Genomic DNA, 674 nt, shown 5'->3' on the forward strand with positions numbered 1-674 from the left:
CCCTTGCGGTCGTTGATCACGCCGCGCTTGGTCGCCGGCTTCTTCTCGCGCGGCACGTCGTCGCCCTCATGCGAGGCAGATTTCTGCGGCACGTCGAACTGCGCACCCGATTTCTCGATGATCTTTTCGCCGAGCTGGTCGCGCAGCACGCGGGACTTGATCTCGTCGACCTGGCCCTCGGGGACCTCGCCGAGCTGGAACGGGCCGTAGGAGACCCGGATCAGCCGGTTCACCTCGAGCCCGAGATGAGCGCAGACGTTGCGCACTTCGCGGTTCTTGCCCTCGCGGATCGCGAAAACCAGCCAGACATTCGCGCCCTGGTCACGCTCCAGCGTGGCGTCGATCGGACCGTATTTGATGCCCTCGATCTCGATGCCGTTCTTCAGCTCGTCGAGCTGCGCCTGCGTGACGTCGCCATGGGCGCGGACACGGTAGCGGCGCAGCCAGCCGGTGTCCGGCAGCTCGAGCGTGCGCGCGAGCCCGCCATCATTGGTGAGCAGCAGCAGGCCCTCGGTGTTGAAGTCGAGCCGGCCGACGCTGATCAGCCGCGGCAGACCTTCGGGCAGATTGTCGAACACGGTCGGACGGCCCTCGGGATCGTCATGCGTCGTCATGAGGCCGCGGGGCTTGTGATAGAGGAACAGCCGCGTGCGCTCGCGCTCCGGCAACGGCTT

At 66.6% G+C, this 674-nt stretch carries 1 protein-coding gene; it reads right to left on the reverse strand.

Annotation, left to right across the window (positions count from 1 at the left end; genetic code table 11):
* Positions 1-674 (reverse strand): pseudouridine synthase (locus IVB32_RS07360; protein ID WP_247410053.1); only part of this gene is annotated, 674 nt, incomplete at both ends.

It is taken from the genome of Bradyrhizobium sp. 23 (assembly GCF_023073295.1).
Classification (GTDB): Bacteria; Pseudomonadota; Alphaproteobacteria; order Rhizobiales; family Xanthobacteraceae; genus Bradyrhizobium; species Bradyrhizobium canariense_D.